General features: G+C 64.7%; 20 protein-coding genes. 9 read left to right on the top strand and 11 right to left on the bottom strand.

What is annotated here, in order from left to right:
- Positions 1 to 199: 199 nt before the first annotated feature.
- Positions 200 to 1,468 (top strand): amidase, encoded by a 1,269-nt coding sequence (locus J1C49_RS19110; protein WP_227447443.1) that lies wholly within the window; start codon positions 200 to 202, stop codon positions 1,466 to 1,468.
- A 34-nt stretch (positions 1,469 to 1,502) separates the two neighbouring features.
- Here J1C49_RS19110 and J1C49_RS19105 read toward each other — a convergent pair whose 3' ends face one another.
- From J1C49_RS19105 to J1C49_RS19080, 6 genes are read right to left on the bottom strand one after another with little or no spacing between them, the layout of a single operon-like run.
- Positions 1,503 to 1,976, bottom strand: coding sequence for a RidA family protein (locus tag J1C49_RS19105; protein ID WP_227447442.1), 474 nt, complete (start codon positions 1,974 to 1,976; stop codon positions 1,503 to 1,505).
- Positions 1,973 to 3,784: an allophanate hydrolase gene (gene atzF, locus J1C49_RS19100; RefSeq protein WP_227447441.1), complete on the bottom strand. Its 1,812-nt coding sequence runs from the start codon at positions 3,782 to 3,784 to the stop codon at positions 1,973 to 1,975. Before atzF ends, J1C49_RS19105 begins: the two co-directional genes overlap by 4 nt.
- The gene (locus J1C49_RS19095) at positions 3,744 to 5,438 is read right to left on the bottom strand and encodes an ABC transporter ATP-binding protein (RefSeq protein ID WP_227447440.1); all 1,695 of its coding nucleotides are present in this window, start codon (positions 5,436 to 5,438) and stop codon (positions 3,744 to 3,746) included. The genes atzF and J1C49_RS19095 overlap by 41 nt, the downstream gene beginning before the upstream one ends.
- 5 nt (positions 5,439 to 5,443) lie before the next feature.
- Entirely contained in the window at positions 5,444 to 6,319 is an 876-nt protein-coding gene (locus tag J1C49_RS19090; RefSeq protein ID WP_227447439.1) for an ABC transporter permease, read from the bottom strand.
- A complete protein-coding gene (locus tag J1C49_RS19085) occupies positions 6,316 to 7,350 on the bottom strand; it encodes an ABC transporter permease (protein ID WP_227447438.1) in 1,035 nt (344 codons plus the stop codon). The genes J1C49_RS19090 and J1C49_RS19085 overlap by 4 nt, the downstream gene beginning before the upstream one ends.
- A 3-nt stretch (positions 7,351 to 7,353) precedes the next feature.
- A complete protein-coding gene (locus J1C49_RS19080) occupies positions 7,354 to 8,961 on the bottom strand; it encodes an ABC transporter substrate-binding protein (protein ID WP_227447437.1) in 1,608 nt (535 codons plus the stop codon).
- Between the two features lie 135 nt (positions 8,962 to 9,096).
- Here J1C49_RS19080 and J1C49_RS19075 point away from each other — a divergent pair, with 135 nt between their 5' ends.
- On the top strand, positions 9,097 to 9,999 hold the full coding sequence (locus J1C49_RS19075) for a LysR family transcriptional regulator (protein ID WP_227447436.1): 903 nt from the start codon (positions 9,097 to 9,099) through the stop codon (positions 9,997 to 9,999).
- 96 nt (positions 10,000 to 10,095) lie between these two features.
- Here the strand turns inward: J1C49_RS19075 and J1C49_RS19070 are convergent, their stop codons facing one another.
- Positions 10,096 to 10,950 (bottom strand): MurR/RpiR family transcriptional regulator, encoded by an 855-nt coding sequence (locus J1C49_RS19070; protein ID WP_227447435.1) that lies wholly within the window; start codon positions 10,948 to 10,950, stop codon positions 10,096 to 10,098.
- A gap of 117 nt (positions 10,951 to 11,067) precedes the next feature.
- Between J1C49_RS19070 and J1C49_RS19065 the strand changes: the two genes are divergently transcribed.
- The 7 genes from J1C49_RS19065 (at position 11,068) to J1C49_RS19035 (ending at position 18,776) form a co-directional block, all read left to right on the top strand.
- Positions 11,068 to 11,847 carry an N-formylglutamate amidohydrolase gene (locus tag J1C49_RS19065; protein WP_227447434.1) on the top strand — a complete coding sequence of 260 codons (780 nt, stop codon included), beginning with the start codon at positions 11,068 to 11,070 and terminating at the stop codon, positions 11,845 to 11,847.
- Positions 11,844 to 12,425 (top strand): TRAP transporter small permease subunit, encoded by a 582-nt coding sequence (locus tag J1C49_RS19060; protein WP_227447433.1) that lies wholly within the window; start codon positions 11,844 to 11,846, stop codon positions 12,423 to 12,425. Before J1C49_RS19065 ends, J1C49_RS19060 begins: the two co-directional genes overlap by 4 nt.
- Positions 12,422 to 13,741, top strand: coding sequence for a TRAP transporter large permease subunit (locus tag J1C49_RS19055; protein WP_227447432.1), 1,320 nt, complete (start codon positions 12,422 to 12,424; stop codon positions 13,739 to 13,741). Before J1C49_RS19060 ends, J1C49_RS19055 begins: the two co-directional genes overlap by 4 nt.
- Before the next feature lie 48 nt (positions 13,742 to 13,789).
- Positions 13,790 to 14,830 (top strand): TRAP transporter substrate-binding protein, encoded by a 1,041-nt coding sequence (locus J1C49_RS19050; protein ID WP_227447431.1) that lies wholly within the window; start codon positions 13,790 to 13,792, stop codon positions 14,828 to 14,830.
- A gap of 63 nt (positions 14,831 to 14,893) precedes the next feature.
- Positions 14,894 to 16,258 (top strand): glutamine synthetase family protein, encoded by a 1,365-nt coding sequence (locus tag J1C49_RS19045; RefSeq protein WP_227447430.1) that lies wholly within the window; start codon positions 14,894 to 14,896, stop codon positions 16,256 to 16,258.
- Positions 16,255 to 17,634, top strand: coding sequence for an aldehyde dehydrogenase family protein (locus tag J1C49_RS19040; RefSeq protein ID WP_227447429.1), 1,380 nt, complete (start codon positions 16,255 to 16,257; stop codon positions 17,632 to 17,634). Before J1C49_RS19045 ends, J1C49_RS19040 begins: the two co-directional genes overlap by 4 nt.
- The gene (locus tag J1C49_RS19035) at positions 17,631 to 18,776 is read left to right on the top strand and encodes an iron-containing alcohol dehydrogenase (RefSeq protein WP_227447428.1); all 1,146 of its coding nucleotides are present in this window, start codon (positions 17,631 to 17,633) and stop codon (positions 18,774 to 18,776) included. The genes J1C49_RS19040 and J1C49_RS19035 overlap by 4 nt, the downstream gene beginning before the upstream one ends.
- A 109-nt stretch (positions 18,777 to 18,885) precedes the next feature.
- Here J1C49_RS19035 and J1C49_RS19030 read toward each other — a convergent pair whose 3' ends face one another.
- Genes J1C49_RS19030 through rpsJ form a run of 4 tightly spaced genes read right to left on the bottom strand, consistent with a single transcriptional unit; the run spans position 18,886 to position 20,983 of the window.
- Positions 18,886 to 19,182, bottom strand: a complete 297-nt coding sequence (locus J1C49_RS19030; RefSeq protein WP_227447427.1) for a 50S ribosomal protein L23 — start codon at positions 19,180 to 19,182, stop codon at positions 18,886 to 18,888.
- Positions 19,179 to 19,796, bottom strand: coding sequence for a 50S ribosomal protein L4 (gene rplD, locus J1C49_RS19025; protein ID WP_227447426.1), 618 nt, complete (start codon positions 19,794 to 19,796; stop codon positions 19,179 to 19,181). Before rplD ends, J1C49_RS19030 begins: the two co-directional genes overlap by 4 nt.
- Positions 19,793 to 20,659 (bottom strand): 50S ribosomal protein L3, encoded by an 867-nt coding sequence (gene rplC, locus J1C49_RS19020; RefSeq protein ID WP_227447425.1) that lies wholly within the window; start codon positions 20,657 to 20,659, stop codon positions 19,793 to 19,795. The genes rplD and rplC overlap by 4 nt, the downstream gene beginning before the upstream one ends.
- Before the next feature lie 15 nt (positions 20,660 to 20,674).
- Entirely contained in the window at positions 20,675 to 20,983 is a 309-nt protein-coding gene (gene rpsJ, locus J1C49_RS19015) for a 30S ribosomal protein S10 (RefSeq protein ID WP_007792792.1), read from the bottom strand.
- Between the last annotated feature and the right edge of the window lie 170 nt (positions 20,984 to 21,153).

The following is a 21,153-nucleotide window of genomic DNA, read 5'->3' as shown; positions in this document are numbered from 1 at the left end:
CCCTGCCGGCCCGGGTTCGCAGCGTCTGCGTCGCGGGAACTGTAGGCGCGTCTGCAACCTCCGCGTCGCGCGACCTGTAGGCGCGTCTTGCGGGCTGTGACCCTGAATGCATCGCGGTGATGCAAAAACAGCATTGGCCCCGGCCTGCGAGATCCGGCACCGTGTCCGCGAGATGCGCGAAACCCGGACACCATGAACGATGACTGACACAGCGCCCCTTTCAGGCTCACGCCTTGCGCCGGAAGACAGGCGCGCGGCGCTGGCGCGGATCCGCGCTGGCAACGCGGTGCTGCACGCCTTTGCCAGCCTTGCGCCGCTGGGCGATGCTGACGCCCTTCGCCCGGACGGGCCGCTTTCGGGCTTGCGCCTGGGCGTCAAGGACATCATCGACGTCGCGGGCCTGCCGACGCGCAATGGCAGCGCGGCCTGCGCCGCGGCGCCCCCCGCCCGGGGGGACGCAACGGCGGTGGCCGGGTTGCGCGCCGCGGGCGGCTGGATCGTCGGAAAGACGACCACGACAGAGTTTGCCTTTACCGATCCGACGCCTTGCCGCAACCCGCATGATCTGCGGCGCAGTCCGGGCGGGTCGAGCAGCGGGTCCGGTGCGGCCGTGGGGGCCGGTCTGTTGGACGCCGCGCTCGGCACACAAACCGCCGGATCGCTCTGTCGGCCCGCCGCCTATTGCGGGGCAGTCGGGTTCAAACCGAGCCACGGGGCGGTGTCGACCACAGGGGTAACCCCGCTGGCACCCAGCTTTGACACCGTGGGTGTCATCGCCTGTTCGGTCGCGGTGGCCAGGGCCGTGTTCGACGCGATGTGCGACGCGCCGGGGGCGACGCCACCCGCCGGTGGGCCGGGATTGCTGCGTTCCGGTCTGTGGCAAGGGCGGCGGCGTGCCAGTGCCGAGCCTGCCGCGGCTTTGGCCGGGGCGGGAGAGGCCCTTCGTCTGATAGGCTGGCAGGTTGCCGACGGGCCGCTTGAGGCGGATGTGGACGCCATCGTGAAAGCGCATCGTATTGTGATGCAGGCCGAGGCCCATGCCGCCCATGCCGCCCTGTTGCGCGACGACCGAAAGGCGCAGTTGCAGCCGCGTTTTCGCGCCGCGCTCGAAGCAGGTGCCGGGATCGACTCTTCGGAAGTCACCGAGGCGCGGGCCCGGCTCGCAGCGGCACAGCGGGCGTTCTGGGACGGTCCGGGGGCGGCGGACCTTCTGCTCTCCCTCCCGGTGCCGGAGGGCGCCCCGCTTCTGGACGGCACAACCGGGTTCCAGGACTGGCTGACGCCGTGGACGGTGTTTGGCGGGCCGCTTCTGTCGCTGCCATGGGGCATCGACGGGCTGGGCCGGCCCTGCGCGGTGATGCTTGCCGGGGCTCCAGGCACGGACCGGACCGTCCTGTCCGTGGGCGCGGCGCTGGAGCGGGCAGGCCCCGACCGGGTGGTGCCGCCACTGCCACAGCCGGGCCGCTGAGCCACCGCTCGGGGCGCCATCCGCCGCTGAGCCGTCAGTCCCTGAGCCGGATGATCGCGTCCACCTCGACCGAGGCGTTGCCCGGCAGGCCCGAGACACCGACGGCGGTGCGGGCGTGCCAGCCGCTCTCGCCGAACAGCGCGACAAAGACCTCTGTCGCACCGTTGATCACCGCCGGGCTCTGAGCGAACCCCGGCAGGCATTGCACAAACCCGCCGAGCCGCAACACACAGTCCACGCGATCCAGATCGCCCTCGCAGGCCGCGCGCAACCGATAAAGCAGGTTCAGCGCGCAGATCTGTGCGGCCTTGCGCCCGTGATCGAGCCCCTCGGGCGTCTCGTGAACGGGCCCTTCATGGGTCACGTGCCCGTCCCATTCGCAGATCTGGCCGGAGAGATACACCGTAGAGCCATCGCGCCGAAACGGCAGAAACTGGCCGCGCGGGGTCCAGTCGGGCGGCAGGATCAGCCCAAGCTCCGCGAGCCGCTTTTCGGCCTGCGACGTCATGCCGGTGCCGGCTCGGTCTGTGCCGCCAGATAAGCCCGCCAGTCGCCCAGCGCGGTGATCTCGGTGGCCCCGACAAGACCGCGCGGTTCGCAGAGAAAGCCCTTCACGCTGCGACCATCGGCCAGCGTGATCGTCCCGATCCCGAGCGGCGCGGGGATGCCCGCCATGAAACTGCCGAACGCCGATTTCGGCATCGACCACAGCTCCACCGCGATGGCCGCGCCCTCCCCACCGCCTGCGTGCAGGAGGCCCGGACGGGCCGGTGGCCCGCCGGCCAGCGCATAGAACCGATAGGCTGGCGCGGTGGTGGTGCTGGACACGAACCGGGCACCAAGGTCGGTCAGCTGGTGGTTCAGCGCAAGGCCGGTCATATGCGCGCCACAGACGGCGAGGATCATATGATCGGGCGCGGCTTCCGGGAGCGGCGCGGGCACCGGCACGGGATGCGCGGTCGCCCCCAACCCGCGCGGGCAATTTGTCTCGAACCCGCGCGCGACCGAGGCCACAAGCGCGTCCTGCCCCGCCTCGGCCAGAAGCGTCACGCTGCCCGGGCGTCCGTCGCTGCGCGGGGCGGTCGGCACGGCGATGCCGCACAGGCCCAGCAGATTGACGAAATTGGTATAGGTGCCGTTGTTCGAATTGGGTGTGATCGGGTCGGCCTCAAGGTCGGCGACGCTGTAGAAGGTCGGGATCGTCGGCACGCAGAGCATGTCGAGCCGGTCGAGCATCGGTTCGGCGGCGCGCCTGAGTTCGGCCAAACGGTAGATGCCCTTGAACGCATCCGCCGCCGTCATGGTTTCGGCATGGGTGATGATCGTGCGGGTCACCGGGTGGATCGCGTCGGGGTCGCGGGTCAGCAGGTCTTCGATCACGGTGTGGCGCTCGGCCACCCAGGCGCCCTCGTAGAGCATGCGCGCGATAGCGTAGAGCGGCTCGAAATCGACCGGCTCGACACGGGCGCCCTGACTTTCGAGCAGGGCGATATCGCGCGCGAAGGCGTCGCTCTGGGCGGTGTCTCCGAAAAATTCGATGGAGGCGGCGTCGGGCACGCCGATGCGCAGACCTTTCGGCGCGGCGGTCAGCGGCTCCGCAGGCAGCTTGCGGGAATAGGCATCGGCGGGGTCAAAGCCGCGCGCCACGTCGAAGGCGGCATAGGCGTCATCGACCGTCAGCGCGAAGATCGACACCGTGTCGAGCGTGCGGCAGGCGGGCACGACGCCACTGGCCGAGAGCGCGCCGAGCGTGGGTTTGAGACCGACGATATTGTTGAGCGCGGCGGGCACCCGGCCCGACCCGGCGGTGTCGGTGCCGAGCGAAAAGCTCACGATGCCATGGCCGACGATGACGCCGGAGCCGCCCGAGGAGCCGCCGGGCACAATCTCGGGATCGACCGCGTTGAGCGGCGCGCCATAGGGCGTGCGCAGACCCACGAGGCCGGTGGCGAACTGATCGAGATTGGTCTTGCCGATCATCAGCGCGCCCGCCGCGCGCAGCTTCGCCACCACGAAGGCGTCCTGCTTGGGCATATAGGCATAGGCCGGGCAGCCGGCGGTGGTCTCGATGCCCGCGACGTCGATATTGTCCTTGACCGCGAAGGGGATGCCCCAGAGCGGCAGGTCGGGATCATAGGCGCCGAGCGCGTTCGCCTGCACCCGCAGATCCTCGCGGTCACACAGGTGGATGAAGATCCCCGGATCGTCCACCGCATCAAGCCGGGCAAAGATCTCGTCGATGACGGCAACAGGGCTTAGACCGGCGGCATAGGCCTCACGAAGCGCGCTCATCGTGAATGGGATCGTGCTGAGCATCGGTGTCCTCCGAATGTGGGAAGTCGCGGATCTGGCGGCGTTCGGGCGGTTTTGGCGCCGCGGCCAGAAGCGTTTTGGTGTAGAGGTTTTGCGGATGGGTCATGACGTCATGGGTGGCACCCTGCTCGACGATCTGGCCGTCCTTCATGACGATGACGTGGTCGCAGAGCAGCCGCACCACGTGCAGATCGTGGCTGACGAAGAGATAGCTGAGGCCGAGCTTGGCGCGCAGATCCACAAGCAGGTTGAGCACAACCGCCTGAATGGAGACGTCGAGCGCGGCGGTGGGCTCGTCGAGGATCAGGAATTTCGGCTCGAGCGCCACGGCGCGTGCGATGCCGACACGGGCTTTCTGGCCGCCGGAAAGCTGATGCGGGAAGCGGCTCAGCAGCGCCAGCGGCAGACCGACCAGCGTGGCCAGTTCCTCGATGCGGGCGTCGAGCTTTGCGCCGCGCATGCCGCCCAGACGCCGCAGCGGCTCTGCGATGGTCTGGCGCGCGGAATGGCGCGGGTTGAGGCTGTCGGTGGCGTCCTGAAACACCATCTGGATCTGGGCGCGTCTGGGGTCGCGGGCAAAGCCGCGTGCCGGGATGGCGGCGATATCCGCGCCGTCGAACAGCACCTGTCCGGCGGTAGCATCCATCAACCGCACGAGGATCTCGGAGGTGGTGGACTTGCCGCAGCCGCTTTCGCCCACAAGCCCCACGCATTGCCCCTTGAACACGGTAAAGGAGATGTCCTTGACCGCGTGGACCGGCCCGGATTTGCCCGCATAGGTCTTGACCAGATTGCGCACCTCCACAAGCGGCGTGTCGCTCACCGCGATCTGAGGTTCGGGCTTGCGTTCGGACGCGGGCAGAAGGCTGCGCACGCCGGTTCCCGCGCGCGGGGTCGCATCGACAAGCTTGCGGCTGTAGGGGTGTTGCGGGTCGCTGAAGATCTGGACGGGATCGCCCTGTTCGACGATCAGCCCGTCTTTCATCACGAGGATCCGGTCGCAATATTGCGCGGCGAGGCCGAGGTCGTGGGTGATCAGGATGGAGCTCATGCCACGTTCGCGGATGAGGTCGCGCACGAGGTCCATCACAGCCTTTTGCGTGGTGATATCAAGGCCGGTGGTCGGCTCGTCGGCGATCAGAAGTCGCGGATCGCAGGCCAGCGCGATGGCGCAGACGATGCGCTGGCACATGCCGCCCGACAGCTCGAACGGATAGGCGTCATAGCGCGCCTCGGCATCCTTGATCTTGACCGCCTCAAGCGCCGCGATGGCCTTCGCGCGGGCGTCGTAGCGGGTGGCGCGGGCATGTTGGCGCAGCACGTCCTCGATCTGGTGGCCGACCTTGCGGATAGGGTTGAGCGCGGCGCGCGGGTTCTGGAAGATCATCGAGATCTCGCGCCCGCGAATGTCGCGCATGTCACGCTCGGCGGCGCGGCGCAGGTCGATGCCGGAATATTCCGCCTCGCCCGCCTTGATGACGCCGCCCGCCTCGAGGATGCGCATGAGCGCGTAGGATGTCACCGATTTGCCCGAGCCGCTTTCGCCGACAATGCCGAGGATCTCGCCCTTGGACACCTCGAAGCTGATGCCGCGCACCGCATCGACCGGGCCGCGCCGGGTCTGGAACATCACGCTGAGATCCTTGACGGTCAGCATCGGGTTTACGTCCTTTTGCGCGGGTCGACGATGTCGCGCAGACCGTCACCCAGAAGATTGAAGGTAAACACCGCGAACATCAGCCAGAGCCCGGGGAACACCGCCAGCCACCATTCGCCGGAGACGATGAAATTTGCGCCTTCGGCCACCATGATGCCCCATTCCGCCGTTGGCGGGCTGACGCCGAGGCCGATGAAGGACAGCCCCGCCGCGTTCAGGATCGCCCAGCCGAGGTTGAGCGAGACCTGCACCATCATCGGCGGCAGCGCGTTGGGGAAAATCTGGGTCGCGAGCACGCGGATATCGGAGCTGCCCGCCAGCTTGGCGGCGCGCACAAAGCCCGCATCGCGGCGGATGTTGACCTCTGCGCGCACCAGCCGGGCGTAGAAGGGCATGTTGATGATCGCGGTGGCGTAGATGATGTTTTCGATGGTGTTGCCGAGGGCCGCGACGATGCCCATCGCCAGCACAAAGAGCGGAAACGCCATGATCGTGTCGAGAAAGCGGTTGAGCACGCTGTCGAGCCAGCCGCCCCAATAGCCCGCGATGCAGCCGAGGATCGAACCCACCACAAAGGACAGCGCCACGGCGGCCACGGAGATCGACAGATCAAGCCGGGTTGCCACGATCACCCGGCTGAACACGTCGCGCCCGACCTGATCGGTGCCGAACCAATGCGCGGCGGAGGGCGGTTGCAGCGCGGCGGCGGCGTTGGTGGCAAGAGGATCGTAGGGCACAAGCGCGGGCCCGAAGATGGCCGACAGGATCAGGAAGGCGAACATGCCGAAAGCCAGCATGGTCACCGGATTGGCCCGCAGCACGTAGAGCACATGGCCAAGCGTGCTGTCAGCGGCGTGGGCGGGATCGGTGGCCTGGGTCATTTTGCGTCAAACCCGATGCGCGGATCGATGGCGGTGTAAAGCAGGTCGATCACGAGGTTAAGCGCCACGAAGAGGAGCGCCATGGCCAGCACGAAACCCTGCACGGCGGCGTAGTCGGAGACCACGAGCGCTTCGACCGCGTAGGAACCGATGCCCGGCCATGCGAAGACCTTCTCGACCAGCACATTGGCGCCGAGCGCGAATGAAAAGACCATGCCGAGCGTGGTTACCACCGGCAACAGCGCGTTGCGGAAGGCGTAGCGATAGAGCACCGTCCGGCTCGACAAGCCCGCGGCGCGCGCGGTGCGGATGAAATCTGACGACAGCGCCGTGAGCATCGCGGCACGGGTCATCCGCGCGATGGGTGCGAGCGTGAAGAGCGCCAGCGTCGAGGCGGGCAGGATAAGCTGCTTGGCCGCGCCGCGCCATGTTTCCCAATCGCCCATCAGCGCCGCGTCGATCAGGTAGAAGCCGGTGACGTGGTCGGGCGAGAGGTAGATGAAATCGAGCCGTCCGAGCGGAGAGGGCGCGATGCCCATGAGGTAATAGAAGATGTAGATCAGCAGGATACCGGTGAAGAAGGTGGGCAGCGACACGCCCGCCGTGACCACCACCCGGCACAGATGGTCGACCCATGTGCCCGGGCGCGTTGCGGCCAGCACGCCGAGCGGCACTGCGATCACCACCGCAAGCACCAGCGCCGTCAGGGTCAGTTCCAGCGACGCCGGCAGACGGTTGGCCAGATCATCGACCACCGACCGCCCGCTCGACAAAGACATGCCCAGATCGCCACGCATCAGATCCCCGACATAGAGCACGAATTGCTGCGGCAGCGGTTTGTCCAGCCCCATGGCGACGCGGGTTTCCTCGATCGAGGCCGCGTCCGCCGCCACCCCGGCGAAATAGACCGCCGGATCGCCCGGCAGCGCGCGGGTCAGCAGGAAGCTGATCACCACGACGCCGATCACCACGGGGATGGATTGGGCCACGCGCCACAAGGTCGCGCGCAGCCGGGGATGGGACGACAGCATGGGTCAGACCGCTTTCAGAACGCGCACGTCAAGCTGGCGGTGGAACCAGAATTCGTAGCCCTCCGCGCCGTTTGTGGCGACGTTGAGCGCCGGTTGATAGAGCGGAATGCGCGGCAGCTCGTCCAGCACGATTTCGAACATGCGCTTGATCTTGGGCGCGTATTCGGGGTCGTCCATGGGCATGTGCAGCGTGGCGTTGACCAGATCCTCGATCTCCTCGTTGCGGTAGTTCGACGAGTTGAACAGGTGCCCGTCCTGGTAGGCCCAGAAGAAGTAGTAATCGGGCGTGTTCAGCCAGCCGCCGAAATTTTCGAGATGCAGCGGCAGGCGCTTTTCAACCAGAACCGCCGTGCGCCAGTTGGCACCGGGGATCTTTTCGATCTCGACGGTGATGCCGATCTTGCCCAGCGCTTCCTGCACCAGAAGGGCCGTGGGTTCCATCCACGACGCCAGATCGAGGCTGATCGAGAGCGGCACCTCGAAGCCATCAGGATAAGCGGAGGCGGCCATGAGTTCGCGCGCCTTGTCGAGATCGGTGTAATACTGCGTCTTGCGCGGCCAAGCGATGTCGGTGATCTCCTCCTCGCCGCCATACATTGGCAAGCCACGCCCGAAGGCCGCTGCCTGAAAGATGTCTTCGTAAGGCACGGCATAGGCGATGGCCTTGCGGACATTGGCGTCCTGGAACGGCTCGAAGGCGAAGTTCGGGCACAGGCAGTGAATGCAGTTTTCGACCGGGGTGGAGAAGACGTCGAGCGTCTCGGCGAGCTCTGCGGCGTCCTTGTCGGGGATGTCGAAGGCCACCTGCACGTCGCCGCGTTCGAGAAGCGCGCGGCGGGTGGCGGGGCTTGGCACTTCGCGGATCACCACGCGCTTGACCGCGGGCAGCGGTCCGCCAACCCAGGCGTCGTTGCGGTCATAGACAAGCTGCTCGCCCGGCGTCCAGCGCGCGACCTTGTAGGCGCCGGAGCCTGCGGGCGTGGTGTGCAGGTATTCCATCGCCCAAGGATCGTCTTCGGTCGCGTTTTCCTGCGCTTCGACGGCATTGATGATGTAGGGCACCGGCACGGCGAGATCGGGGATGGTGAGCTTTGACGGGCGGTCCAGCTTGATGACAAAGGTCTCTTCGTCCTCGGCGATGAACTGATCCGGGCGTTCCAACCCGCCCGCCTTCATCTGGACCGTCGGGAAACCGCCGACGGAGACCGCGCGGTCGAAAGACCATTTGACGTCCTGCGCGGTGACCTTGCGCCCGTCCCAGAAGGTCGCGTCGGGCTTGAGCTTGAAGGTCAGCGTCAGCCCGTCGTCGGATTCGGTCCAGCTTTCGGCAAGCTCGGGCTCGATCACGGTGTAATCGTAAGACAGCCCGCCACCGGGCGCCTCCTTGGTGCCGAAGGTCAGCAGGCGGTCATAGCAGTTGATGCCGACCTGATACGAGGCCCGGCTGGTCCCGGTGCGGTGCAGATCGAGGCTGTTGATGGTCGCGCCGGTGACAACGACCAGCGTGTCGCTGCCTTGCGCTCCGGCTGGCATGGCACGCAGGAAGGGCAGCATCGACGCGCCGGCGGCCCCCATCTTGAGAAAATTGCGGCGGGAAGTCTGGGCGGTCATGGGCGGCCTCGCTGTTGGCTGGGAGGAATGGAATCGCATTTCCCCCACGCTGCATTGGAACAGCGCGCACATCTAATGCTATAAAAGCACCCAACCGGTGCAATTTTCGCAACGCTACGGCAAACGAGGCGCGATATGAGATACTTGAGGACATTCGAACTGATTGACGCGGTGGTGCGCGCGGGATCGATCCGCAAGGCCGCGGAGGACACCAACCTCACCGCGTCCGCCCTCAACCGCCGCATTCAGAGTTTCGAGCAGGAATTCGGCTGGCCGATCTTCGAGCGATTGCCGCGCGGCATGCGGCTCAACCCGGCGGGCGAACTCTTGATGCAGCATATCCGCCTTCAACGCACCGATCTCGCGCGCGTGCAGTCGCAGGTGGCAGACCTCTCCGGAGAACGCCGCGGCCATATCTCCATCGCCTGCTCACAGGCCTTGCTGCCCTATTTCCTTCCCGAGCAGATCGCGCTCTATCGCGCGGCGCATCCGGGCGTGACCTTTTCGGTCAATGTGCGCGACCGCGCACAAGCAGAGCGTGACCTTGCCTCCTACAGCAGCGACCTCGCGCTGGTGTTCGAACCGGTGCACCTTGTGGAGTTTGACGTGCTCTACGCCCTGCCCCAAACGGTGCATGCCCTCTTCCAGCGGACAGAACCCCTTGTCGAGAAACCCGTGCTGCGGCTGCGCGATTGCCTGAATTACAAGCTTGTGCTGCCCTCGGCGGCCTATGGGGTGCGGCACCTTCTTGAGTTGGGCGCCACGCGACGCGGGCGCACGCTCTCGCCGATGGTCGAAACGGAATCCTTTGAACTGATCCGGCATTATGTGACCCGCGAAAACGCGGTCGGGTTTCAGATCCCGATCGGCCTCAATGTCGGGGCAACCGATGCGATCGCTCATAGACCCCTGTCCGGAAAGGATGTGCCGCCCGGACGCTTGCTGCTTGGCCAGATGAAAGGGCGCTCGCTGCCGGTGGCCTCTTCGAAATTCGGACAGCAGCTGGTGGCGGCGCTGGAGGCCCGCGCCGAAGGGTGATGCCGCGGCACCGGGGCTCCGACAATGCATGGGGTGACGCGGCGCAGGTCGATTGCCGGACGTGTGGACTGCCCGGAGCCGGTGCGGACCGGCGTCTCAGGTGAATTTGCGGAACAGCTTTGTCTGGTCGAAGGCCGCTTCGAGCGCGTCGGTGCGGTGTTTGACGGTTTCCCACATCGCTTCCTGAAGCGCCGCGATGGTGCATTCGATCAGCATCAGCAGCGGCAGACAGGTATCCCAGGCCGAGGGCACAACGATGCGGGTAGAGAAGGTGAGCGTGGCGATCCGGTGCACGGGAGAGCGCCACTGGTCAGTGAAAAGCACGATATCGGCCCCGCGTTCGTGGCACATCTGGGTCATCTGGAGCGTCGCGTTCTCGTAGCGGCGCACATCAAAGGCCACCACCACGTCATCGGGCCGGAGATCGAGCAGGTCATGGGGCCAGGAGCCGCCACGTGCAACCAGCCGGACCTTGGGGCGGATCATCTGGAGGTGCAGATAGAGATAATGCGCCAATGTCCCGGTGATCCGCCCGCCGACGATGTAGATCGTCCGCCCGGGGTCTCCGAGCATGTGGCAGAGCCGGTCGAAGGTTTCGGGGTCCACATCGTCGAGGCTGCGCTGCTGGTTTTCGATCCCGCGCCGGGCATACCGGCTGAGGATGTGCTCCTCGGGCAGATCGTGCTGCCACGCCTTCCGCTTCGACACCGGGTCGGAGATCATCTCCTTGAGTTCCATCCGCAGGGCGGCCTGAAACTGCGGAAAGCCGTCAAACCCGGCTTTCTGGAGCATCCGGGCGACGGTGGTGGTCGAGACCGCGGCGGTCCTGGCAAGTTCGGTGATGCTGCCAAGCCCGGCAATCGGGTAGTCATCCAGCAATGTATCGAGAAGCTGACGCTCCGCCGGGGTCAGGTCTTCGCGATTGGCAATCAGCCGGTCCGATACGGTCATGCCCCCAGTGTCCCTCTCCGGCGCAACTTGTCAAGAATTGCACAGCGGATACGCCGCGGTAAAGATTCACACAGGAAATCCGTTGACAGGTCACACAAGCCTGTCAATCCTTGACCAATGGAATCGGAAATCAGCATCAGCGATGTCGGAGAGGCCGTCCGGGTGACCCGGTTCGGGCCGGCGCCCTCGGTCATCGTTGTGTGCGAACATGCCGCCAACCAGATCCCGGACACGCTGGACAATCTTGGGCTCGATGCGGCTGCGAGGCGGTCTCATATCGCGTGGGATCCCGGCGCTCTGGGCGTGGCAACGCAGCTGGCGCGCGACACCGGCGCGATCCTCGTGGAAGGCACCGTTTCGCGGCTTGTCTATGATTGCAATCGCCCGCCTGACGCGCCGAGCGCCATCCCGGCCCGAAGCGAGCAGTATGACATTCCCGGTAATATCGGGCTGTCACCTGCGGCACGCGCCGCCCGGGTCGCCGCGGTCTATGACCCCTTCCGGCATACGCTGGCGGCCCAGATTGCGGAGCATCGCGCAAGCCTGACATTGATGGTGACGGTGCACAGCTTCACGCCTGTCTTTGGCGGGACCACCCGCGCGGTGGAGCTTGGCGTGCTGCACGGTGTCGACGATCGCTTTGCCAAGGCCATGATGGCCTCCGTTCCGCCCGGCATCGGCCATGAAACCCGGCTCAACGAGCCGTATTCCGCCGCGGATGGTGTCGCGCATACGCTCGACCTGCACGGCGCGCCCAATGGATTGCTCAACGTGATGATCGAGATCCGGAACGACCTTGTGCCGGATCAGGCCCGGCAGCACGCCATGGCCACGACGCTGGGCGCATGGATCGACCAAACGCGCGCCGCGTTGCGCCGGACGGAGGCCGCCGGATGAGTGCCCTGCTGCGCTTTGCGCGCCTGATTGACGGGCTGAACCACAAGATCGGGCTTGTGGTGATGTATGGGGTGTTTGTGTTGATGGGGATCCTGCTGTGGTCTTCGATCTCCAAGACCTTTTTCCTCCCCTCGCTCTGGACGCTCGAAGTCGCTCAATTCACCATGGTCGCCTATTATATGCTTGGCGGCCCTTACGCGGTTTTGAGCGGCGCGCATGTGCGGATGGATCTGTTTTACGGCAATTGGTCGCTGCGCCGAAAGGCGGCGATCGATGTGTTCACGGTTCTGTTCCTGATCTTCTATCTCGGCGTGCTGCTCTATGGGGCGCTTGGCTCGACGGCCTATTCGCTGGGCTACTGGGGCATGGCGCCGCTGGAGTTTTTCGCCGGGCTGGTCACCGGCAGCGAGGAGATCGGGCGGCTGGAGCGGTCTTCGACCGCGTGGCGACCCTATATCTGGCCGGTCAAGACAGTGATGATTGTCGGGTTGACGCTGATGCTTCTCCAAGCCCTGTCCGAACTGGTCAAGGACCTTGCGCGCGCCACGGGGCATGACATTCCGGAGGTAAAGACGTGAGCCAGGAACATATCGCGCTGTTCATGTTCCTGTCGATGATGCTGATGCTCTTCACCGGGCAGCGGGTCTTTGGCGCCATCGGCGCGATTGCCGCCATCGCAGCCATCGCCCTGTGGGGCACGGGCGGGCAGGACATTCCGTTTTCCGCCGCGATGAAGCTGATGACCTGGTATCCGCTGCTGACGCTGCCGATGTTCATCTTCATGGGCTACGTATTGTCGGAAAGCCGGTTGGCGGATGATCTATACCGGATGTTCCATGTCTGGTTTGGCAACATGCCCGGCGGGCTGGCCATGGGAACCATCGGGCTGATGGTGCTGATCTCGGCCATGAACGGGCTGTCGGTGGCGGGCATGGCGATTGGCGCGACCATCGCCCTGCCGGAACTGCTGCGGCGCGGCTATGACAAGCTTATGGTCACGGGTGTGATCCAGGCGGGCTCGTCGCTGGGCATCCTTGTGCCGCCGTCGGTTGTGCTGGTGCTTTATGCAATGATCGCGCGGCAGCCGGTGGGGCAGCTTTGGCTCGCGGGGATCATTCCGGGGCTGATGATGGCGGCGATGTTCGTGCTCTATATCTGGTGGCGCTGCCGCAGGAACCCGGAGCTTGGCCCCGTGGCGGACGATCTCGACGACGTGACCCGCAAAGAAAAGCTCCGGCTTCTCGGGGCGGGGGTGCTGCCGCTGGCAATCTTCGCGGCCATGATGGTGCCCTTCGTGAACGGCTGGACCTCACTGGTGGAAAGCTCGGCCATCGGCGCGCTGACCGCGCTGGCCGCGTCGCTTCTGAAGCGGCGGATGACATGGGCGATCTTTCACAGCTGCACCAGGCAGACGCTGGGCATCTCGTGCATGTTCATGTGGATCATCCTCGCCGCCCTCGGGTTTGGCGCGGTGTTCGACGGGTTGGGCGCTGTGCGCGCCATCGAGACGCTTTTCACGGATCAGCTGGGGTTGAGCCCATGGGTGATCCTGATCCTGATGCAGCTTTCCTTCATCATCATGGGCACCTTCCTTGATGATACGGCGATGCTTGTCATTGTTGCGCCGCTTTACGTGCCGCTGGTGGGCGCGCTCGGGTTCGACCTGATCTGGTATGGTGTGCTCTACACGATCACGACGCAGATCGCCTACATGACACCGCCCTTTGGCTATAACCTGTTCCTGATGAAAGCGATGGCGCCGCCGGAGATTGCGCTCACGGATATCTATCGCTCCATCATCCCCTTTGTCGGCGTCATGGTGGTGGCGCTGGCGATCATCATGGCCTTCCCGCAGATCGCGCTGTGGTTGCCGCAAACTGTCTACGGAAATTAACCAGAAAGCCAAAAGGCTCACAGTCATTCACCCCAACGGAGATCATTCATGACCCATACATCCAGACGCAAGTTCCTGACGACAGCCGCGGTTGGTGCGGCGGCGGCCCCTCTGGCGGCCCCTGCCCTCGCGCAGAGCACGATCACCTGGCGGATGCAGACCTATGCGGGGCCTGCGCTCGCGGCGCATGTGATCGACCCGGCCATCGAGATGTTCAACAAGATCGCGGGCGACCGGATGCAGATCGAGCTGTTCTATGCCGATCAGCTTGTGCCCACGGGCGAGCTGTTCCGGGCGATGCAGCGCGGCACCATCGACGCGGTGCAATCGGACGACGATTCCATGGCCTCGCCCACCGATGTCACGGTGTTTGGCGGCTATTTCCCCTTTGCCTCGCGCTACTCGCTCGATGTGCCGGTGCTGTTCAACCAGTACGGGCTCAACGAGATCTGGGACGAGCAATACTCTGCCGTCGGCGTCAAGCATATCTCCGCGGGCGCGTGGGATCCGTGCCATTTCGCGACGAAGGACCCGATCCGCAGCCTTGCGGACCTGCAGGGCAAGCGCGTCTTCACCTTCCCCACCGCCGGTCGGTTCCTGAGCCAGTTCGGCGTTGTGCCCGTCACCCTGCCCTGGGAGGACATCGAGGTTGCGGTGCAGACCGGCGAGCTTGACGGCATTGCGTGGTCCGGGATCACGGAGGATTACACCGTCGGTTGGGCGGATGTGACCAACTACTTCCTGACCAACAACATTTCCGGCGCGTGGGCGGGGTCGTTCTTTGCCAATATGGACCGCTGGAACGAGCTGCCGGAAGATCTTCAGACGCTGTTCCGTGTGTGCTGCGACCAGTCGCATTACTACCGCCAGTGGTGGTATTGGGGCGGCGAGGCCAATCTGCGCGTCAATGGTGACAAGCTGCAGCTGACCTCCATCCCGGACGAGGAATGGGCGCAGGTCGAGGCCGCCGCGCGCGTGTTCTGGGACGAGATCGCAGCCGAAGGACCGGTGCAGGCGCGGGTCGTGGAGATCTTCAAGCAATACAACGCGGATATGGAGAAAGCCGGGCGCCCCTATCGCTACGGCTGATCCGGTTCACCCATCGCGCGGGTGGGGCTCCCCTGCCCGCGCATCACGACCTGAGGGGTTCTGATGACCTACGAAGATCTCAAGGCCCGGATCGAGGCGGGCCTCGTCGACACCGTCCTGACCTGCATCATCGACATGCAGGGGCGGCTGATGGGCAAGCGTTTCCATGCGGAGGCGTTTCTCGAGATGTTCCCGGCGGATGGCGGCGGCGAGACGCATTGCTGCAACTACCTGCTGGCGACGGATCTCGAGATGGCGACGCCGGATGGCTACGCCTCCACAAGCTGGTCGGCGGGCTATGGCGATTACATCATGAAACCCGATCTGGGCACGCTGCGCCCGGTGCCGTGGCTCGAGGGCACGGCGATGGTGCTGTGCGACGTGCTCGACCACCACACCCACGCGCCCGTGCCGTTTGCGCCGCGCGAAGTACTCAAGCGCCAGATCGCGCGGGCCGAGGCGATGGGGCTGACGCCGATCATGGCGACCGAGCTGGAGTTCTTCCTGTTTCAGGGCACCCATGACGAGATTGCCGCCGGGGGCTTTCGCGCGCTGAACCCGATCTCGCGCTATAACGAGGATTACCACATCTTCCAGACCAGCAAGGAAGAGCCGGTGATGCGCCCGATCCGCAACCACCTGCGCGCCATGGGCATCCCTGTCGAGGGCACCAAGGGCGAAGCGGAAGCCGGTCAGGAAGAGGTGAACATCAAATACGCGGGGGCGCTGGCCACGGCGGATCATCACACGATTGCCAAGCACGGGATCAAGGAGATTGCCCATCTTCAGGGCTATGCCGCGTCGTTCCTGCCGAAATGGCACGCGGACCGGGTCGGCTCGGCCGCGCATGTGCACCAATCGCTGTGGAAGGATGGCGAGAATGCCTTTCACGATGCGGGCGCGGATCTTGGCAAATCGGCCTTGATGGATCACTACATGGCCGGGCTCTTGACCTATGCCGCCGATTACACGGTGTTCCTCGCGCCTTACGTCAACAGCTACAAACGCTTTGCGCGGGGCAGTTTTGCGCCGACGCAGGCGGTCTGGTCGGTGGACAATCGCACGGCGGCCTTCCGGCTCTGCGGCGATGGCACGAAGGGCGTGCGCGTGGAATGCCGCACGCCGGGCGCGGATATGAACCCCTATCTCGCCATGGCGGCGATGCTGGCCGCCGGTCTCAAGGGCATCGAGGATGCCCTGCCCCTCCCCGATGCCTATGCGGGCGACGCCTATTCCGATGACGACAGGAACCACATTCCACGCACGCTTCGGGACGCGCGGGAGGCGCTTCTGGCTTCCGACATGCTGCGCGATGCGTTTGGCGCGGAGACCGTGACGCATTACGCCCGCGCGGCGGAATGGGAGCTTGAGGAGTTCAACCGGGTTGTGACCGATTACGAGATTGCCAGAGGGTTTGAGAAAGCATGAGCATGCTGAAATGTATCTCGCCGATTGACGGGACGGTGTTTGCCGAGCGCGAGACCCTGTCGCTTGAGGCCGCGACCGCCGCCGTTGAGCGCGCACGGGCCGCGCAAGTCGCCTGGGCCGCGCGGCCGCTTCAGGAGCGGATCGCGCTGGTGCGCGCGGGCGTGGCCGCCGTGGGCGCGATGAATGACGAGATCGTGCCGGAGCTTGCCCATATGATGGGACGGCCCGTGCGCTATGGCGGCGAGTTTGGTGGCTTCGAGGAACGCGCGCTGCATATGGCGGAGATTGCCGAAAGCGCGCTGGCGCCCATAGAGGTCGGCGAGGACGCGACCTTTCGACGCCTGATCAAGCGGGTGCCGCATGGTGTGGTCCTTGTCGTGGCGCCGTGGAACTACCCTTACATGACGGCAATCAACACCGTTGCCCCTGCGCTCATCGCGGGCAACGCGGTGGTGCTCAAACACGCGACGCAGACATTGCTCGTGGGCGAACGCATGGCGCGCGCGTTTCACGAAGCCGGCGTGCCGGAGGATGTGTTCATGAACGTGTTTCTCGATCATGACACCACTTCCGAACTGATCGCCGCAAATGCCTTCGATTTTGTGAATTTCACCGGCTCCGTCGGCGGCGGCATCGCCATGGAGGAGGCCGCTGCGGGCACCTTCACCGGTGTCGGCACAGAGCTTGGCGGCAAGGATCCCGGCTACGTCATGGAAGACGCGGATCTCGATGCGGCGGTGGACACGCTGATCGACGGGGCGATGTTCAATTCCGGGCAATGCTGCTGCGGAATCGAGCGCATCTACGTGCATGAGAGCCTGTTCGATGCCTTTGTGAAAAAGGCGGTGGCGGTGGTCCAAGGCTACAAGCTGGGCAACCCGCTAGATCCGGAAACGACGCTTGGTCCGATGGCGCACAAACGCTTTGCCGATACGGTGCGCGCACAGATCGCCGACGCGCTGAAGGCTGGCGCCACGGCGCATATCGCCCCCTTCCCCGAAGACGACGGCGGCACCTACCTTTCGCCACAAATCCTGACAGGCGTGACGCATGAGATGGCGGTGATGCGCGAAGAGAGCTTTGGTCCGGTGGTCGGGATCATGCCGGTGCGCGACGACGAGGAGGCCATCGCGCTGATGAATGACAGCGATTACGGCCTGACTGCGAGCCTCTGGACGCGGGATGTGGCGCGCGCCGAATCCGTGGGCGACCGGATCGAGACCGGCACGGTCTTTCTCAACCGCGCGGATTACCTCGACCCGGGGCTGTGCTGGACCGGGTGCAAGAACACCGGGCGCGGCGGCGGGCTTTCGGTGATCGGCTATCACAATCTGACGCGGCCCAAATCCTACCACCTGAAGAAAGTCACACCATGAGTCTTGTTGGAAACTGGTCCTACCCGACAGCCATCCGCTTTGGCGCGGGGCGCATTTCGGAGCTCGCAGAAGCCTGCGCACAGGCGGGGATCAGCAAACCGCTCTTGGTCACCGATCGGGGTCTTGCAGCGCTGCCGATCACCACCGCAACGCTCGACCTGATGGAGCGCGCCGGGTTAGGCCGCGCCATGTTTGCTGATGTTGACCCGAACCCCAACGAGGTAAACCTGATGGCCGGGCTGGATGTCTACCGGTCCGGCGGTCATGACGGGGTGATTGCCTTTGGCGGTGGGTCCGGTCTGGATCTTGGCAAGATGGTCGCCTTCATGGCCGGACAGACGCGACCCGTCTGGGATTTCGAGGATATTGGCGATTGGTGGACGCGGGCCGATGCCGATGCCATCGCGCCGATCGTCGCTGTCCCCACAACCGCCGGGACCGGTTCGGAGGTGGGGCGCGCGTCTGTGCTCACCAATTCCGAAACCGCCGAAAAGAAGATCATCTTTCATCCCAAGGTCTTGCCGAGCGTCGTGATCTGCGATCCGGAACTGACCGTGGGCATGCCGCCCGCAATCACCGCCGGCACCGGGCTCGATGCGTTTGCCCATTGCGTCGAAGCCTTTTCCAGCCCGCATTACCATCCGATGAGTCAGGGGATCGCCATCGAAGGGATGAAACTGGTGATCGACAACTTGCCGCGCGCCTATGTGAATGGCGGGGACCTCGAAGCGCGCGCGCACATGATGTCTGCGGCGGCAATGGGGGCCACGGCGTTTCAGAAGGGGCTTGGCGCCATTCATGCGCTGAGCCATCCCATCGGCGCGCTCTATCATACCCATCACGGCACAACCAACGCCGTGTGCATGCCCGCAGTGCTGCAACTGAACCGCCCCGCAATCGCAGAGCGGTTTGACGCCGTGTCCGGCTATCTCGGCATCGATGGGGGCTTTGACGGGTTCTGTGCCTTTGTGGACCGGTTCAATGCCTCCTTCGACATTCCGCAGCGGATGTCCGGACTGGGCGTCACCAACCCGGATCTCGACCGGCTGATCGATGGCGCGTTGAAGGATCCAAGCTGTGGCGGCAACCCGGTTGCGTTGACCCGCAGCAACGTCGCCGCGTTGCTGGAGACCGTGCTCTAGCCGAACGGTCCGGACCGGACCGGTCGTCAGGATCGGCCCCAGGCACCGGGGCAAAGAAAAACCCGGCCGCTTGAGGCGACCGGGCTGCTTTTTTGCGGAGGGATACGGATCAGAGACCGGTGGTCACGTCGATCGTGTTGCCCTCTTCAAGCGTGACATACGCCTTCTTGACGTCTTTCCGCTTGCCTTTGATTCCACGGAAGCGCTTCGTCTTGCCTTTGGTGATGGAGGTGTTGACCGCCTTCACCTTGACACCGAACAGAGCTTCAACCGCGTCCTTGATCTGCGGCTTGGCCGCGTCGATCGCCACTTCGAAGACCACGGCGTTGTTCTCGGACGCCATTGTGGCCTTTTCCGTGATGAGCGGCTTGCGGATCACGTCGTAATGTTCTGCCTTCGCACTCATTTCAGACGAGCCTCCAGAGCTTCGACAGCCGCCTTCGTGAGCACCAGCGTGTCACGCTTGAGGATGTCATAGACATTTGCGCCCATGCTGGGCAGCACATCGAGCCCGTCGATATTGGCTGCGGCCTTGGCAAAGGCTTCGTTCACTTCGGCCCCGTCGATGACCAGAGCGCGCTTCCAACCGAGGTCGGCGACCTGCTTCGCGAGCGTCTTGGTTTTGCCATCGGCCTCAGCGGCATCAATCACGACCAACGCACCGGCTTTTGCCTTTGCGGAGAGCGCGTGCTTGAGACCCAGCGCGCGCACCTTCTTGGGAAGGTCATGCGCATGGCTGCGAGGGGTCGGACCCTTGTAGATACCACCCTTGCGGAAGATCGGCGCGTTGCGGTCACCGTGGCGTGCGCCGCCGGTGCCCTTCTGGCGATAGATCTTCTTGGTCGAGTAGCTCGTCTCCGAGCGGGTCTTGACCTTGTGGGTGCCCTGCATCGCCTTGTTGCGCTGCCAGCGGACCACGCGGTGCAGGATGTCGGCGCGCGGCTCGAGATCAAAGATCCCTTCCGCAAGCTCGACCGATCCGGCGCTGCCGCCGTCCAGTTTGATCACGTCGAGTTTCATTCGTCACCATCCTTCTTCTCACGGGCCGCATCGCCGGACTGGTCTGCCTGAATGTCGGCCTCGGCCTCTTTCAGAGCAGCTTCCTGCTGCGCGGCTTCCTCTGCCAGACGCGCCTCTTCAGCGGCCTTGGCTTCGGCTTCGGCCGCGGCAGCGGCTTCCTCGGCCAGACGCTGTGCTTCACGCTTGGACGACATCAGAGCCGCCGGCATGATCGCGTTCTCGGGCTGCGGTTTCTTGACCGCATCCTTGACCGTCACCCACGACCCTTTGGGTCCGGGCACCGCGCCCTTGATCATGATCAGACCACGGTCGCTGTCGGTCTTGACGACCTGCAGGTTCTGGGTCGTGACGCGCACGGCACCCATGTGACCGGCCATCTTCTTGCCTTTGAAGACCTTGCCCGGATCCTGACACTGACCGGTCGAACCATGCGAGCGGTGCGAAATCGACACACCGTGCGTGGCGCGCAGGCCGCCGAAATTGTGCCGCTTCATGGCACCGGCGAAACCCTTACCGATCGTGGTGCCGGACACATCCACGTATTGGCCTTCAAAATAGTGATCCGCGATGATCTCCTCGCCCACCTCGATGAGGTTTTCGGGGGACACGCGGAACTCCGCGATCTTCCGCTTCGGTTCGACGGACGCCTTGGCAAAATGGCCGCGCATGGCCTTGCTGACGCGCTTGACCTTGGCGGTGCCTGCGCCGAGCTGAACAGCCGAATAGCCGTGCTCATCCGACGTCCGCTGAGCCACAACCTGAAGGTTGTCCAGCTGCAGCACGGTGACCGGGATCTGCTTGCCATCTTCCATGAAGAGGCGCGTCATCCCGACCTTTTTTGCGATAACTCCAGAGCGCAACATTTCTGGTGCCCTCCCTTATACCTTGATCTCGACATCCACGCCGGCGGCGAGGTCGAGCTTCATCAGGGCGTCAACGGTCTGCGGGGTCGGATCGACGATGTCGAGAAGACGCTTATGCGTGCGGATCTCGAACTGGTCGCGCGACTTCTTGTTCACGTGGGGGCCACGCAGAACGGTGAATTTCTCGATCTTGTTCGGCAGCGGGATCGGGCCGCGCACCTGGGCGCCCGTCCGCTTGGCGGTGTTCACGATCTCTTGCGTCGACGCATCGAGGACGCGGTAATCGAACGCCTTGAGCCGGATCCGGATGTTCTGGCTTTGCATGTCTTGGCCTTTATTGGCGGTGTTGGGGCGCGAGAGGAAGGGGCAGGACCACCCTGCCGCTTCGTCGAACCCGTGCGGGGCGCCCTGCGGCGCCCCGTATTAGTCTGATTGTCCGCCTGCGCTGTGCCGGTTGTATGGCGCGCGGCGGCGGACGGATCGTTGCTTATTCG

Origin of the sequence: Cognatishimia sp. F0-27, from assembly GCF_020667845.1 — a bacterium.
GTDB lineage: Bacteria > Pseudomonadota > Alphaproteobacteria > Rhodobacterales > Rhodobacteraceae > JAFMPQ01.
This window is presented reverse-complemented; position numbering and strand designations above follow the sequence as displayed.